The organism is Planosporangium spinosum (assembly GCF_049999945.1).
GTDB classification, from domain to species: Bacteria; Actinomycetota; Actinomycetes; order Mycobacteriales; family Micromonosporaceae; genus Planosporangium; species Planosporangium spinosum.
This window is the reverse complement of record NZ_JBLYUB010000049.1, coordinates 1-12,189: the sequence shown is the minus strand read 5'-3', so window position 1 is coordinate 12,189 and position 12,189 is coordinate 1. Positions and strand designations below refer to the sequence as shown.

Here is a 12,189-nt window from a genome sequence, read left to right as displayed (position 1 = left end):
GCGGCAGATGCTGGACCACTCGGCAAGACAACGAGCCCTGCGCCGGCCACTGAAACGGCCAGCGCGGACAACATCGCCCTCAACGCGATGCCCCTTCTGCCAAGGGCTCGCCGGCGATGGCGCGCCCCCCGTAATTCACTTCTCAACAGATACTCCGGTTCTACAGAACGCACTACCTACAGAACGAGCGACGAGCAGCAAGATAACAGCCGCAAAGCGGCGTATCATCCACGTTTATCAGTTCCAATGTCCGAAGAGGCAGAACCGCGCACGCGGTCAACGCATTACCCTGTTGTGGCCGCGCCGCAATTCGCCCACCATCCGGGCGCACCACTGCCTTTTCCCGCGGGGTCGGTTCCTTACCGAAGGCTGCCTCCTCAAGATTCCGCCAGACGACCAGGCGCTCCGGCATACACAAACGCCGGCACTACCGAAGTCGGCACACGCCCGGTTCCCGCAGGCCTGGCGCCAGCGCCGGTCGCCGGGACGAACACGGAGCGTCGCGCCGTTCAAGTAATCGACGGGAGACGAAAAGAAGGAGCCTGAACACCGCCAGTTCGGTCAACGTGGGAACGTCGGCCCAGTCGACCGGTTCGGCGGCTGCCCCCTGGGAGCTGCGCTTCGCGATGTGCGCACGCGATCGGGACCGCACGCAAGCGGTCGGCGTGGACCACGTGCCAGGCGCCGCCGCCAACCAAGGAAGCGTTCACGTCTGCGGCGTGATGGACACCGCTGTCCATCACGGCCAGGCACTGGGCGACGCACCGTTCACGGCAGGCACCAGCAGGGGCCCACCTGCCGCTCGGGTACGACCAGGAAACATGACAAAACGGTACCGTCATGGCATAACAGTGATCCATCAGCAAAGTGTCGGATGTTCCGGGCCCGTTGGCCGACATTTGTCGGACGCCGATGCCAGGTGACGCTCAGCCGGCAGCGCCCTCGCGCAGCAGCCGGGCAAGCTGGAGAGAGACCAGCGCTCGCAGCCTCTCTGCCTGCGTCGTCAGCGGAAAGCCCAGCACCCGCTCGATACGCTTGAGTCGGTAGTCCACTGACGAGTGGTGCAGGTACAGACGGGCCGCCGTCTTGCGCAGCGATGCGGTCTCACAGTAGACGTCGAGCACAGCCAGGCTGATGTATCCGTCGCGCTCGGCTGCCAGACGACCAACCGCCTTGACGTCAGGGTGGTCCTCCAGCATCGCGGTAGGGATCGCGGCGAGCAGTCGCAGCGCTCCGAGCTCCTCGGCGACGCCGACCCGGCCGGTGCCCTCGACGCGGGCCAGCGCCAGCGACTGGCGGGCCACGAGACAGCCGGCGGCGAGGTCGGCAACGGCCAACGGGTGGGCGACTCCAGCGTCCATCCACCATCCGCTGCGCGAGTCCTGGGGGGCAGCGCGCAACGCGTCGACCACGGCAGCCGACTCGTCGACCACCACTACCGGCTTCTGCTCGAGCAGGCAGCCATGAGCCGGTACGCCGGCCGCGGCATACGTCTGTAGCGCCCGCTCGAGCACGACCTCGGGGCTCGCGGCGCCGACCGGGCGTTCCCGGAACACCGTAACGCGGTACCGGCGATCCGGGTCGAGCCCTGCCTGGCGAGCGGAGTTGGCCGCCTCTGCCGCAGTGAGTGGGGTCGTCAACAGGCGCTCAAGCGCTTGTACCCGATCCGCTGGGACGATCCGGGACCGCTCGTGATCGCGCAACAGCCGGTTTGCGGCCGCCTTCGCCAGGCACTCCAGGGCCAGGACATCCGGCACTCGCCACGGCCCCTCCGCGGGGATCGCCCAAGCCAGACCGAGCCGAACGCCTGCATACTCGACGTTCACGGCCCATACGGCATCCAGCCGCCCACCGCCGTCAAGCGTCAGCTCCGCAGCCCGGCGCCCCCGCAGTTTGGCATCTACCGCCGCCTTGGTGACGCGATCAACCTCGTCCGCGCCGACCGCTACCTGATCTCCTTCACCGTCCACCACGATCCGATTGGTCAGGTCATCGCGGAGGACGACGCGCGCGCCGGTGAACGAGGTCGCGAGGGTCACGAGATCCTGTAGCGCAGCGCCGCTGGCGTCCTGCTCGTCGAAGGCACTGATGACAGCGATGGAGGCCCTCAACTCATCGTTGTCAGGGCCAACCATGGCAAGCAGCCGTTCCACGGCCGAAATGTACCGAATATGGCAGCCGGTAACCCGATGCAAAAATCGACCATCCGGCCGGAGGTGAATGCCGGCTCTGCCGCCATGGACCGCCGAGCGCCAGGCCGGCCAGCCCCACCTGGTGGGGTGTACCTGCCAACCGACCGACTCGGCCACCGGCGCGCGCCCGAACGCCACCGACCCAGGGCCGACCACGATCATGACGAGGACGCCGGCGATGAACAGATACGGGGGTGGGTACGGCGAACGCCCGTCCCCACCCCCGTACCCCGCGCAGGTTCATCGCCGTCAGCACCGCAACGGAGCCGAGGTTGACCGCGACCGGGTACGCGCCCAGCCCGCAAGATCAAACCAGATCTGACCCAGGTCCTTCCTACAAAGTCGCCGGCAACCGGCCCGGCGCAGCGATCGCCGACTTTCTCGCGCGCCGCTCAATAGCCAGCGACTGATCTTCAAGTAGCGAGCACCCTGGCGGCCTTCTGCGACCTAAAATTCGAGGCACAGAAATAAGAAACCGCAGGCCATGGGCCTGCGGTCACGATCACCGCTGCTCATTAGTCAGCATGGAACGGCCGGCTTCGGGCTCCGCCCGTAGGCGATCTCGTGGGTCGTCTCACGATGGGTGGGACGGAGCCACATGCGGAAGGAGGCCGGCCGTTCATGAACAGTGTTACTCAGCTCCGTGGGCCGATCCATCTGGGGATGGCCGTCGCCAAGGACGCGATCGCGGTGGGGATCCTCGCCCGGGATGAGCAGACCCCGGTCGTGGAGCGGATCGTCCACGACGAGACGTCCATACGTCGCCTGATCACGAAGTTCCCCGACCGGGCAGGCTTGAAGACCTGCTACGAGGCGGGCCCGACCGGCTATGGGCTGTACCGGCTGCTGACCTCGTTGGGCGTGGCGTGTGACGTGGTGGCGCCGGCGTTGATCCCCAGACGGGCCGGCGATCGGGTCAAGACCGACCGGCGGGACGCGCAACGGCCGGCCCGGCTGCACCGGGCCGGGGAGCTGACCGCGATCCGGGCCCCCTCCGCATTCGAGGAGGCGATCCGCGACCTGTGCCGGGCCCGCGGGGACCTCGTGGAAGACCGGCGGCGGATGCGGCAACGCCTCAAGGCTTTTCTGCTGCGCCACGACCGGGTGTACCGCGACGGCCAGTCGTGGACCGGCCGGCATGAGCAGTGGCTGGCGGCTCAGCACTTCGACGATGCGGCGCTGCGCGCCACCTACGCGCACTACCGCGCGGCGCTGGCCGCCCGCGACGGCGAACTGGCCGCCATCGAAGCCGACCTCATGGGATGGCGTGAGCGGGAGCCGTTCACCGACGCGGTGACCAGGCTGGCCGCCTACCGGGGCATCGGTGACCTGAGCGCGTTGACGCTGGCCGCCGAAGTCATCGACTGGCGCCGGTTCGCCTCCGCACCGCTGTTCATGGGGTTCACCGGGCTCGTGCCCAGCGAGTACTCCAGCGGGGAAGCCACCCGCCGCGGGCATATCACCAAGGCCGGCAACCACGCCGTGCGCACCGCGCTGGTCGAGGCCGCACACGCCTACCGGCACCGCCCTCTGGTCGGCGCCAGGCTGCACCAACGCCAGCAACGCACCGACCCGGCCACCGTGGCCCGATCCTGGACCGCGCAACAGCGGCTGTGCGGCCTACCGACGCATGAGCGCCCACCACAAACCGACCAGCGTCATCGTCACCGCCATCGCCCGGGAGCTGGCCGGCTTCCTGTGGGCCGAGATGACGCACTGACACCATGACCGCAACGGCGAGGACTGCCATGGTCGGCCAACGGCCGTCCTCGCCAACCATGCCGACGGCGCGCCGGGACGGTGCCGCGGCAGGACAGATCCCCGAGATTCCTATGACCACGACCCCGCGTCGTGGCGCCATTAGTGCGGGGCACCCTCCTGCGAATCCCAGAACTGCGAGCCCGACCCGCGAATATCAGAGTGGCAGTGGACCGACCCACCCCGACCCGGCGCGCCGTCCCCAATCCCCACGGCCTCCTCCGCGCCCCAGCATGAGGGCAGCCAACCCGACCGCGTCAAGACCGTTCGTCCTCGGCTACGCCTGCGGGCGCTCCGTCCTGACCCGCCGGGACGCTGCCCTCTACCCAACAGCGGGAGAAGCCGCCAGGAAGAAAGACGAGGAAAGAACCCGAAACCCAGCCAAACCGCCAACTCCAGGCCGGAGAGCTTGACAGAGCCGTTCCATATCAGGAAACCGTTGCTCTATCCCCTGAGCTACGAGGACGACGGGCACCAGGGTACCTGCCAGCGACGATCAGCGGGCGGCAGGGACGGTCACCGCCGATCAGCAGCGACAGCGGCGACCGGCGATCGCACACCGATCACACGGACCGCCGCGATCTTGCTCGACGATCACTGGCGCGCACGGTAGCGCACCGACTATTGCTGACACATCGCTCGCCCGTACGAAGATCATCAATGTACTGGAGCCGCGGGACGGCCGGTGGGCGTTGGTCGACGGCTGCGTCCAGTCGCCCGTGCAAGCGGCGACCGAGGCCGATGACAAGCCGGCAAGACCTTGATCGAACAGTGGCATGATCACGGCTGCGTCCACGGATGCGGCGGACGACGCTCATCGACAGTCCGACAGCTCATTGGGGATTCAGATCTCCTGATTACAGGTCCGAGTAGGACACGCCACTCATACAGCGAGTAACAAGCCGGTTCCGGCGTACCGTTTGGCGCGTGTTGGCGCTGCGACGCTTCTTCGCGTATCCGCTGGTCCGGGGCGCGGCGCTGCCGCGAGCGTTCGGTTGCGGGTTCGACCTGGGGCAGCCTCGGCGCCTGCATGCCGGATTGGCACCGGTTGTGCTGGTCAGGGGCCGGACATCCGAGCACCACCGGAGCACCACGAAATCCACAGTACGGAGCGGTACGTGAGCGGAACCAGCGCACCGCCGCCCCGCCGATCGGCGGGGTGGGGTAGTCGGGCAGCGCAAGCTGTTCGTAGCGCTGCCCGAGATGCTCTGCTTCGGTGTCGTCCTGCGCCGTGGCGTCGGTGGGTTTCTCGCGGGCGTAGATCGACTCCAACAGCACGATCTCGATGCACGTCGCGGAGAACGTGCCCAGTCAGGCATCCCAGGACTCGGCCCGCTCGTTACGGAGGTTGAGTTTGACCATGACCGGGGGATTCGACTTGTCCAGGTCGGCGGTCAGCACGCCCCAGTGCGTGGAGCCCTGGCTTTCCACCGGAAGATCAGCGCCTCGCCGGTCGGCTCCAGGTAGAGCTCGGCCGGGTCCAGCAGCGTGTCCTGGTTGCTGGTGAGATCGCGGCGCCGCCCGAACAGCCGGGTACGCCTCCCGCAGCGCGGCCGGCAGCCGTAGCGCCAGCCAGCGCTCGGCGGCGTCCAGTGCGGCGTCGCTCCAGCCGTCGCCGTCGGCCAGCGGCGTCAGCCGGTCGGCGGCGACGGCTGGAGCACCATGCCGCCGGCTGGTCGTCGAGGCCGGCGGCCAGATCCCCGGCCAGGTCGAATCCGCCCCGCATCCGGCCGACCCTGCGCGCGCGGCCGTCCGGTCTTCAGCTCGGCGCCTCGCCCGCCTGCCCGCGCTTGGGGCCGGGCAGCGCGAGGCGGAGGACGTTCTTCCAGACGGTGGCGGTCTGGCGCAGCAGCGAGCCGGTGTTGTAGCGCAGCCCGTAACGTTCACAGAGGTCGCGGACCTTCGGGGCGATCTCGGCGTAGCGGTTGCTGGGCAGGTCGGGGAACAGGTGGTGTTCGATCTGGTGGCTGAGGTTGCCGGTCATGAGGTGCAGCAACGGGCCGCCGGTGATGTTGGCCGAGCCGAGCAGCTGGCGCACGTACCACTCGCCGCGACTCTCGCCGTCGAGTTGATCTTCGGTGAACACCTCGGCGCCGTCGGGAAAGTGGCCGCAGAAGATCACCGTGTGCGACCACACGTTGCGGGCGGTGTTCGCGGTGATGTTTCCGAGCAGCGTGGGCAGCGCCGACGGGCCGGCCAGCAGGGGGAACGCGACGTAGTCCTTGAAGACCTGGCGGGCGGCCTTACGGGCGACGCCGTCTAGCTGGCCGAGCGCCTCGGTCCAACTCTTCTCGCCGCGCCAGGCCCGTTCGAGCTCGACGTCGTAGATCGCGATGCCCCATTCGAAGAAGGCGGCCAGGAGCGCGTTGTAGACCGGTTGGGCCAGGTAGACCGGGTGCCAGGGCTGCTCGGGACTGATCCGCAGCACGGCGTAGCCGATGTCGCGATCCTTGCCGAGAACGTTGGTGTAGGTGTGGTGCACAAAGTTGTGCGAGTGCTTCCACGCCTCGGCCGGAGTGACGGAGTCCCATTCCCAGGTGGTGGAGTGGATCTCGGGGTCGCGCATCCAGTCCCACTGGCCGTGCAGGACGTTGTGGCCGATCTCCATGTTCTCCAGGATCTTGGCCACGGACAGGCAGGCGGTGCCGGCCAGCCAGGCCGGCGGCAGGAGCGACACCATCAGCAGGGCACGCCCGCCGGCCTCCAGCCCGCGCTGGACGGTGATGACCCGGCGGATGTAGCGGGCGTCGCGCTCGCCGAGGCTGGCGGTGATCTCGTCGCGGAGCTGGTCGAGTTCGCGGCCGATCTCCTTGATGTCGACCTCGGACAGGTGCGCGGTCGCGCTGACCGGCTCGGGTGTGGTAACACTCATCGGTTGGCCTCCCACGGGTCGGTCTACAGGTCGATCTCGACGGTGCCGGCGGCCGCCGACACGCAGGTCTGGATCAGCTCTCCCTCGTCGCCGTGCTCGCGGCCGGTGCGCAGGTCACGGACCCGGCCGGCACGCAGCCGGGCCACGCAGCTGTAGCAGATGCCCATCCGGCAGCCGCTGGGCATGAGCACACCGGCGTTCTCGCCGACGACCAGCAGCGGCGTGACGCCATCGGCGTCGGCGGACCGGCCGCTGGCGACGAACCGGACCCGGCCGCCGACGCCACCCGCCGCGACGGCCGGCTGGAACCGCTCGACGTGCAGCCGGTCGGCCATCCCGGCGCGCCGCCAGTGTCGCTCGACCGAGTCGAGCATCCCGGTCGGGCCGCACGCCCAGGTGTGGCGCCGCCGCCAGTCCGGGCAGACGCGGCGCAGCTGCGCCATGGTGAGCCGGCCGTCGGTGCGGGTGTGCCGCTCGTACAGCCGCAGGCCCGCACACCGGCCGGCCAGGGCCCGCAGCTCCGCGCCGAAGATGACGTCGGCCGGGGTGGGCGCGGAGTGCACCAGCACCACGTCCGGCATCCGCTCCCGCGCCGCCAGACTGCGCAGCATCGCCGCCACGGGCGTGATCCCGCTGCCCGCGGTCAGGAACAGCAGCCGGTCCGGTGGTGGCTCGGGCAGCACGAACTCACCCTGGGCCGCCGCGAGGTGCACGATCGTCCCGGGCGTCACCCGGCCGACCAGGTACGGCGAGACCAGCCCGCCCGGGTCCGCCTTCACCGTGATCGTGATCCGCCCGTCGGCGCGCTCCGGCGGCGAGGACAGCGAGTAGCTACGCCAGTGCCGTACCCCGGCGAGGTCGACGCCGACCCGCACGTACTGGCCGGCCCGATGCCCCGCCCAGCCCCGCCCGGGGCGGATCACCAGGGTGGCCGCGTCCGCGGTCTCCGGCAGCACCGCCTCGACCCGCCCGCGTAGCTGCCGCGCCGACCACAGCGGGCTGACCAGCCCCAGGTAGTCGTCGGGCAGCAACGGCGTGGTCAGCCAGGTGATCGAATCCAACAGGAACCGACGAAACATCTGCCGGTCCGTTCTCCCGGACCCCGCCCCAACGGCCCCAGTCAGGACTTCTGACGCGACAACCAACCGGCGCACCCCCTTCGCGCGGGCGCTATCTACCCTTACGTAACCGGCGCCTAACCACGATCCCGGTCGACAGACCAGGGAGCGCGCGGAGAACGGTCCGGAACCGATGACTCTGACGGCCGTGTCGTCCGGACGGGGCTTGGTCAGGAATAGGTCGAGCGCATCGTCGCGGCCGCCTCGGTGCACCACACCGGCAGCAGCACGCCCTCCCGGCCGGGCAGGGTGAGCCCCTCGTCGAGCAGCCACGCGATGAGCGGCACCCCCGGCCGGCCCCGCACGACGACGTGGTACCAGGCGTCGTGCGGGCCGAAGAGCGCTTCGGTGGACGTGGTCATGTGCCGGCCGACAGTCACTGCCGGGTGGCCTCAACTCCCCGCCGATACCGAGGGTTCGGGGCGATGCTGACGTCGGGCGTACGGCACGGCCAGTCGAGACTCCGTGACCACCCGGTGAGGCGAGGCGGGCGGGGCGACTGTCACCTGACGCGACCCCGCGGTGGGAGTCGCGAGGCGCGCAAGTCTCAACAGCAGCGATCCCCGCATCGTCGGTGAGACAGATGCGGGGATCGCTGCCGGTCGACTATGTCGGGTCGACCATCCCGTCGTTCATTGGTGCGACCGCTCGGGTCTGAGGTGCCGGCCGCACGCGAGCTTTGATCAGAGCGGGCGGACGTTCTCGGCCTGCGGGCCCTTCTGGCCCTGCGTGATCTCGAACTCGACCCGCTGGTTCTCCTCAAGCGACCGGTAACCGCCGGACTGGATGGCGGAGAAGTGGACGAACACGTCGTCGCCGCCTCCGTCCTGGCTGATGAAACCGAAGCCCTTGTCGGCGTTGAACCACTTCACGGTGCCCTGTGCCATTGCCGTTCTCCCTTGTCAGGCGAGGACCTGCACCACGCAGATCCGGAAGCCGTTGGTCTAGCGGCCCCACATCGCCCAACCCGCTGGCGACGCACCTGCGATCTGCCAACCGGCCGGGATAAGGCGAACCACCTATCCAATAACTTCGTTCACCCTAACAGGGATGCCGGCGGCGCGCAGCCGTCGTGTGACTCCCCCGGTTCGCCGACACTGGCGCCTCGTCGTGCCCGCCCCGCCGACGAGGCGCCGCTGGACCGCAGCGCGGGACGCGGCCCCGCCATGCCGAGCGGCACGGTCAGCGGCGCAGCTCAAGTACGTAGACCTGTCTGATCTGCGCATCCTCGGGCGCTCCGATCATGGAAACCTGGTAGCTCGCGACGACATCCAGGCTGCCGTGCGGTAGGGGCCGGACGTGCTCGTGCACCACGCCGCGATCCGGGCTGACGCCTTCCGTGAACTCCAGGAAGGCCAGCGGGTCGAGTTCGGCATCGTCCCGGGCGCCGAGGGACCGCAGGCGGAGGCGGTCCGCCCGATCTGAGTCATACTGCCGGGCCCACTGTGGTCCGGGCGGCGCCGCACGGCGCCACGGTGCTCGGGCCCCGCATTACTGCCCTGTGCTGCGGGGCCCGACCTCACCATCCGCCGCCAGCGGCGGGGCCGGCCGGGGCGGCGGGTCGGTACGAGCAGGTGCAGCGGGACGGTGACCGGGCCGTCTGCGATGACCGGCGCGCGTTGCCAGCCGAACGCCGCCCTGACCGCGGACGTCAGGAACACTCCCGGCAGACCTCCCGGCCGTCGGACTGCGTGGCGAGCTGACTGCGGTGGTGCACCAGGAAGCAGCGCGGGCATCGGAACTCGTCCGGCTGCATCGGCACGACCACCACGGTCAGCTCCTCGCCGGTCAGGTCCGCGCCGGGCAACTCGAAGTTCTCGGCCGCCTCGGCTTCATCGAGGTCGACCGCCGGTGACTGCGCCGCCGTGCCGCGCGCCTTGAGCTCCTCCAAGCTGTCGTCTTCAACCTCAACCGCAGGTCGGCGCGGTGCGTCGTAATCGATGGGCTTACTCATCGTGGTGGCCTCTCCGGCTTGGTCCATGGGTGCCACGACGGTAGACCGCGCAGGAGCCCTGCGGCGCGCCAGGTCCGACATCAACGCCCGCCCAACGCCGCCTCCCGCCCACCACCGGCCGACCTCACCACGGTCCACGGCACGCCACAGGAAGATCCTTTAACGGATTGATCGTCCGGGACTCGCGGGCAGCACAGCCCGACCGGATCTCCGAGCGGCACAGGCAGAAGACGCCATTGTCCGATGCCGGACACGACGCCGGCACGGCCTGCGGGCATTCGGGCACGTCGCAGAAGGTGCAGTACCGGTCTCGCCCGACAACGGCAGGCCGCGCATCCGCCCGGCGCAGACCACGATGATCCTCTCGGTTGACCGAGGCGGCCGAACTATCGACACCGACCCTCAGCCGAGTTCAGGTACACTTATGGAACATAGCTCGCACCGTTCTGCCTCGAGCCGTGTTCGATGTCGACTCCACGCGCCGCGACCGTTCGGGTCTGCGCCGGGCAGGACGACCCTTCCACGTTCGGAGACTTCATGGCGGCCCGCCGCCCTCATCACGCATCCTCAGCTGTATCCACCACGTTCACCGACCTCGGCGTGCCCGCCGCGCTCACCCGGGCGCTCGCCGCCGCCGGGGTCACCACGCCCTTCCCGATCCAGGCGGCGACACTGCCGGACGCGCTGGCCGGCCGCGACGTGCTCGGCCGGGGCCGGACCGGCTCGGGCAAGACCTACGCGTTCGTGCTGCCGGTGCTGACCCGGCTGGCCGCCAGTGGCTCGCCGCGCCGGCCCGGCCGGCCGCGGGCGCTCATCCTCGCGCCCACCCGTGAGCTCGCCACCCAGATCGAGGCGTCGATGGCGCCACTGGCCCAGGCACTGTCGCTACGGACGCTGACCATCTTCGGCGGGGTCGGGCCGAACCCCCAGATCGCCGGCCTGCGGGCCGGCGTGGACGTCCTCGTGGCCTGCCCGGGACGCCTCGCCGACCACCTGGAAGCCGGCCACGCCCATCTGGACGCGGTGGAGATCACCGTGCTCGACGAGGCCGACCACATGGCCGACCTCGGCTTCCTTCCCGTCGTCCGGCGGCTGCTCGACCAGACCCCACGCTCCGGGCAACGGCTACTGTTCTCGGCGACACTCGACGCCGGGGTCGACGTCCTGGTGCGGCGGTTCCTCACCGACCCGGTCACCCACAGCGTCGATTCGTCGCTGTCCCCGGTGACGGCGATGTCGCACCACGTGCTGCACGTACACGCCGACGACCGGTTCGACGTCCTGGCGGACCTCGCGGCCGCGCCGGGCCGCACGGTGGTGTTCACCCGCACCAAACACAGGGCGAAGACCCTGACCCGCCGGCTGGTCGCCGCCGGCGTGCCGGCCGTGGAACTGCACGGCAACCTGGCCCAGAACGCGCGCACCCGAAACCTGCTGGCCTTCTCCGACGGCACCGCGACCACACTGGTCGCCACCGACATCGCGGCCCGGGGCATCCACGTCGACGACGTCAGCCTCGTCATCCACGCCGATCCGCCGGTCGAGCACAAGGCGTACCTGCACCGATCCGGCCGCACGGCCCGGGCCGGCGCGCGGGGAACGGTCGTGACGCTCATGACCGACGACCAGGTCTCCGAGGTACGCGAACTGACCCGCAAGGCGGGTATCGCCGCGACCACCACGCGGCTGCGGCCCGGCGATCCGCTGCTGACCCAGCTCGCTCCGGGCGAGCGGTCGTTCGTCACGCCACCGGCCGCCGACCCGACCCCGGCGGACAGGTCCCGGCCGGTCCGCGTCGGCCGCCCCGCGAAGCCGCGCGCGTCCACCCGTACCACCGCCGCCAGGTCGGCGGCGTCGACACAGCCACACGCCGGCCGTGGTGATGTCACAGCGACGGTCGCGCCCGCCCGTCCCTCGGGCGCTGCGGCGTTCTCCGCGCGGACCCGTGTCGGCGGCCGGCGGGGAGGACGCTGACCACCAGGCCCGCTCCGAGCAGCCGTGGGAACGGAGCGCGGTGGGCGCAGTTCGGCGACGCGACCGAGCGTACGGGCGGGCCGGTACGCTGAGGACACTGTGGCGTAGGTGGGTGGCCCTTGGGGACGTACGTTCCCTGAAGGAAGGCGACCTTGAGAGCCGGGAGGAGAACGTCAACCTCCTCGTCGGCGGGTGGCCGCGTCCACGGTGATGGTGTAAGAGACGATCACCGAGAAGATCCGGGTTGATGTTATGCGGCGATCTCCGCTGTTGGGGAGTCGTCGGGTGGTGCGGCTTCCCCGTCGATGACGGTCAGCCGGG

At 69.9% G+C, this 12,189-nt stretch carries 9 protein-coding genes; 3 read left to right on the top strand and 6 right to left on the bottom strand.

Features of this window, described 5'->3' with window-relative positions:
• Positions 1-926: 926 nt before the first annotated feature.
• Positions 927-2,153, bottom strand: coding sequence for a helix-turn-helix domain-containing protein (locus ACNTMW_RS33460; protein ID WP_426638075.1), 1,227 nt, complete (start codon positions 2,151-2,153; stop codon positions 927-929).
• 660 nt (positions 2,154-2,813) lie between these two features.
• On the opposite strand from ACNTMW_RS33460, the gene ACNTMW_RS33455 reads away from it, so the two are divergent.
• Positions 2,814-3,920: an IS110 family RNA-guided transposase gene (locus tag ACNTMW_RS33455; protein ID WP_426638074.1), complete on the top strand. Its 1,107-nt coding sequence runs from the start codon at positions 2,814-2,816 to the stop codon at positions 3,918-3,920.
• Between the two features lie 1,789 nt (positions 3,921-5,709).
• On the opposite strand, the gene ACNTMW_RS33450 is transcribed toward ACNTMW_RS33455, so the two are convergent.
• The 4 genes from ACNTMW_RS33450 to ACNTMW_RS33435 form a co-directional block, all read right to left on the bottom strand.
• The gene (locus ACNTMW_RS33450; protein WP_426638073.1) at positions 5,710-6,822 is read right to left on the bottom strand and encodes a fatty acid desaturase family protein; all 1,113 of its coding nucleotides are present in this window, start codon (positions 6,820-6,822) and stop codon (positions 5,710-5,712) included.
• 23 nt (positions 6,823-6,845) lie between these two features.
• Positions 6,846-7,901 (bottom strand): ferredoxin reductase, encoded by a 1,056-nt coding sequence (locus tag ACNTMW_RS33445; protein WP_426638072.1) that lies wholly within the window; start codon positions 7,899-7,901, stop codon positions 6,846-6,848.
• Between the two features lie 209 nt (positions 7,902-8,110).
• Positions 8,111-8,302: a hypothetical protein gene (locus ACNTMW_RS33440; RefSeq protein ID WP_426638071.1), complete on the bottom strand. Its 192-nt coding sequence runs from the start codon at positions 8,300-8,302 to the stop codon at positions 8,111-8,113.
• Between the two features lie 321 nt (positions 8,303-8,623).
• Positions 8,624-8,827 carry a cold-shock protein gene (locus ACNTMW_RS33435; protein ID WP_168075220.1) on the bottom strand — a complete coding sequence of 68 codons (204 nt, stop codon included), beginning with the start codon at positions 8,825-8,827 and terminating at the stop codon, positions 8,624-8,626.
• A gap of 412 nt (positions 8,828-9,239) precedes the next feature.
• Between ACNTMW_RS33435 and ACNTMW_RS33430 the strand changes: the two genes are divergently transcribed.
• The gene (locus ACNTMW_RS33430; protein ID WP_426638070.1) at positions 9,240-9,365 is read left to right on the top strand and encodes a cold shock domain-containing protein; all 126 of its coding nucleotides are present in this window, start codon (positions 9,240-9,242) and stop codon (positions 9,363-9,365) included.
• A 226-nt stretch (positions 9,366-9,591) separates the two neighbouring features.
• On the opposite strand, the gene ACNTMW_RS33425 is transcribed toward ACNTMW_RS33430, so the two are convergent.
• Positions 9,592-9,921, bottom strand: a complete 330-nt coding sequence (locus ACNTMW_RS33425; protein WP_426638068.1) for a DUF4193 domain-containing protein — start codon at positions 9,919-9,921, stop codon at positions 9,592-9,594.
• A gap of 510 nt (positions 9,922-10,431) precedes the next feature.
• On the opposite strand from ACNTMW_RS33425, the gene ACNTMW_RS33420 reads away from it, so the two are divergent.
• Entirely contained in the window at positions 10,432-11,868 is a 1,437-nt protein-coding gene (locus ACNTMW_RS33420; RefSeq protein ID WP_426638067.1) for a DEAD/DEAH box helicase, read from the top strand.
• Positions 11,869-12,189 lie beyond the last annotated feature (321 nt).